Source organism: Mesorhizobium sanjuanii, from assembly GCF_002529485.1.
Classification (GTDB): Bacteria; Pseudomonadota; Alphaproteobacteria; order Rhizobiales; family Rhizobiaceae; genus Mesorhizobium; species Mesorhizobium sanjuanii.
In genome coordinates, this window is record NZ_NWQG01000306.1 from 1 (window position 1) to 3,375 (window position 3,375).

Below are 3,375 nucleotides of genomic sequence, written 5' to 3' on the forward strand. Positions count from 1 at the left end.
GCTTAGCCCTTCGCCCGGATCTGCTCTTCGTCAGAGCGGCACGTCGAAGGTGACGATCGAGACTTCGCCCTCGAGCGCGCCTTGGTAGGCCGACAGATGCGGCTCGTCGTCGGGTACGCCCTCCATGTCGCCGATCTGATCGAGCTCGGCCTCGGCATAGCCTTCGGCCGCCAGTGATTCGAGAGTGCGCCGCACCGCCGAATCGTCGTCGGGCGCGACCAGCATGACGTGGACGCCTTCCGGCTTGCCGCCCTTTCTTTTCCACACCCGGCCGGTGATGATGGTGACCGGGCGTTCCTCATTGTCGTTCACGGACCGATTCCTCTGTATAGTGTTGGCGGGCAGGGGATTGCGCCGTTCATGCCGCTCTTTCGCATGAAGCATGACCGCATGACAGCCAGAACCCGGTCACTTTCTTCCCAGCTCTTGCAAAATGGCGAAAGAAAATTACATGCGTTTTTCGCATGGCTGCCAAGCCCCGGTTGGCGCGCAATATTTGGCGCTCCGGGGTTGACGGACATCAGGCTTGCGAGTAGAAGCCGCCCAGTCAGAACCGATGTGAGGCTCTCGCTTCCGAAGCGACACGCTTTGGAGTTTGCCTCAAACAGGGTTCGTTTTACGAGCGAAAAGACATTTCCGGCGTGCATGAAGCGGCTTCCGCTTCCTCTGCCATTTGTTCGGGCAAGACCGCGAGGCGCGGTTTGTGGCCCGAATTTGCGTATGGAAATGACGCTTTGAGCGGCCCTGACCGGGCGAGACACGGAATTGAGAGACAAGAGGGTTTAATGCCTACCGTCAACCAGCTGATCCGCAAGCCGCGCATTGCGCCGGTGAAGCGCAACAAGGTCCCGGCCATGCAGCAGAACCCGCAGAAGCGGGGCGTCTGCACGCGCGTCTATACCACGACGCCGAAGAAGCCGAATTCGGCGCTGCGCAAGGTGGCCAAGATCCGCCTGACCAATGGTTTTGAAGTGATCGGTTACATCCCCGGCGAAGGCCACAACCTTCAGGAACACTCCGTGGTCATGATCCGCGGCGGCCGCGTCAAGGATCTTCCGGGCGTGCGCTACCATATCATCCGCGGCGTGCTCGACACGCAAGGCGTGAAGAACCGCAAGCAGCGCCGTTCGAAATACGGTGCCAAGCGTCCGAAGTAAGGGTTTTCCGGCTTCGGCGCTTTTTTTGACTGCGCCGGGCTATGAGAGATTGAGAGACAAAAGCCATGTCCCGTCGTCACAGTGCAGAAAAGCGTGAGATCAATCCGGACCCCAAGTTCGGCGATCTGATCGTCACCAAGTTCATGAACGCCGTCATGTATGATGGCAAGAAGTCGGTTGCCGAGACCATCGTTTACGGCGCGCTCGACCAGGTCCAGTCGAAGACCAAGCAGGAGCCGGTTACCGTCTTCCATCAGGCGCTCGACAATGTCGCGCCGCATGTGGAAGTGCGTTCGCGTCGCGTCGGCGGGGCCACCTACCAGGTTCCGGTCGACGTGCGCCCCGAGCGCCGTCAGGCATTGGCCATCCGCTGGCTGATCGCCGCCGCCCGCAACCGCAACGAGACCACCATGGTCGACCGCCTCTCCGGCGAGCTGATGGACGCGGCCAACAACCGCGGCACCGCCGTCAAGAAGCGTGAAGACACCCACAAGATGGCAGAAGCCAACCGCGCCTTCGCGCACTACCGCTGGTAAAGCGCGAACGAGACTGAGAGGCAGCTACGATGGCCCGCGAATATAAAATCGAAGACTACCGCAATTTCGGTATCATGGCGCATATCGACGCCGGCAAGACGACGACCACCGAGCGCGTCCTCTATTACACGGGCAAGTCGCACAAGATCGGCGAAGTCCATGACGGCGCTGCCACCATGGACTGGATGGAGCAGGAGCAGGAACGCGGCATCACCATCACGTCGGCCGCGACCACGACCTTCTGGAAGGGTCGTGACGGCAAGATGCACCGCTTCAACATCATCGACACCCCCGGACACGTCGACTTCACCATCGAGGTCGAGCGTTCGCTGCGCGTGCTCGACGGCGCCATCGCGCTGCTCGATGCCAATGCCGGTGTCGAGCCGCAGACCGAGACCGTCTGGCGCCAGGCCGACAAGTACCGCGTGCCGCGCATGATCTTCTGCAACAAGATGGACAAGATCGGCGCCGACTTCTACCGCTCGGTCGAGATGATCGGTTCGCGCCTCGGCGCGCAGGCTGTCGTCATGCAGTTGCCGATCGGCGCCGAGACCGAGTTCAAGGGCGTCGTCGATCTCGTCGAGATGAATGCGCTGGTCTGGCGCGACGAGACGCTGGGTGCTGCCTGGGACATCGTCGAGATCCCGGCCGACCTCAAGGCGAGTGCGGAAGAATACCGTGAGAAGATGATCGAGGCCGCCGTCGAAATGGACGAGACGGCACTCGAAAATTACCTCGAAGGCAAGATGCCGTCGAATGACGAGATCCGTTCGCTGATCCGCAAGGGCACCATCGCTGTGAAATTCTACCCGATGTTCTGTGGCTCGGCCTTCAAGAACAAGGGCGTGCAGCCGCTGCTCGACGCCGTCGTCGAATATCTGCCGTCGCCGGCCGACGTTCCCGCCATCAAGGGCGTCGACGCCAAGACAGACGCCGAGATCGAGCGTCACGCCGACGACAACGAGCCGCTGTCGATGCTCGCCTTCAAGATCATGAACGACCCGTTCGTCGGTTCGCTGACCTTTGCCCGCATCTATTCGGGCAAGCTCACCAAGGGCATCTCGGTCGACAACACCGTCAAGGGCAAGAAGGAGCGCATCGGCCGCATGCTGCAGATGCATGCGAATTCGCGCGCCGACGTCGAAGAGGCGTTCGCTGGCGACATCGTCGCTCTGGCCGGCCTCAAGGATACCACCACCGGTGATACGCTGTGCGATCCGCTGCACCCGGTCATCCTCGAGCGCATGGAATTCCCCGATCCGGTCATCCAGATCGCCATCGAGCCGAAGACCAAGAACGACCAGGAAAAGATGGGCCTCGCCCTTCACCGCCTGGCCGCCGAGGATCCGTCTTTCCGCGTCAAGACCGACGAAGAATCGGGCCAGACCATCATCTCCGGCATGGGCGAGCTTCACCTCGACATCATCGTCGACCGCATGCGTCGCGAGTTCAAGGTCGAGGCCAATGTCGGCGCCCCGCAGGTGGCTTATCGCGAGACGATCACCCGCAAGCACGAGCAGGACTACACGCACAAGAAGCAGACCGGCGGCACCGGTCAGTTCGCCCGCGTCAAGCTGCTCTTCGAGCCGAATCCGGAAAGCAGCGAATTCGAGTTCGAATCGAAGATCGTCGGCGGTGCCGTGCCGAAGGAATATATCCCCGGCGTCGAAAAGGGCATCAAC

4 protein-coding genes are annotated in these 3,375 nt (G+C 61.3%); 3 read left to right on the plus strand and 1 reads right to left on the minus strand.

Annotation, left to right across the window (positions count from 1 at the left end; genetic code table 11):
* Positions 1–30: 30 nt before the first annotated feature.
* A complete protein-coding gene (locus CN311_RS31510) occupies positions 31–312 on the minus strand; it encodes a transcriptional regulator (protein ID WP_097577466.1) in 282 nt (93 codons plus the stop codon).
* A 473-nt stretch (positions 313–785) separates the two neighbouring features.
* Here CN311_RS31510 and rpsL point away from each other — a divergent pair, with 473 nt between their 5' ends.
* The 3 genes from rpsL to fusA all read left to right on the plus strand — a co-directional run.
* Complete coding sequence (gene rpsL, locus CN311_RS31515) at positions 786–1,157, plus strand: 30S ribosomal protein S12 (RefSeq protein ID WP_006333356.1); 372 nt, start codon at positions 786–788, stop codon at positions 1,155–1,157.
* A 65-nt stretch (positions 1,158–1,222) separates the two neighbouring features.
* Complete coding sequence (rpsG, locus tag CN311_RS31520) at positions 1,223–1,693, plus strand: 30S ribosomal protein S7 (protein WP_008875664.1); 471 nt, start codon at positions 1,223–1,225, stop codon at positions 1,691–1,693.
* A gap of 29 nt (positions 1,694–1,722) precedes the next feature.
* The coding region (gene fusA / locus CN311_RS31525) for an elongation factor G (RefSeq protein ID WP_097577467.1) at positions 1,723–3,375 on the plus strand (1,653 nt) is incomplete at its 3' end.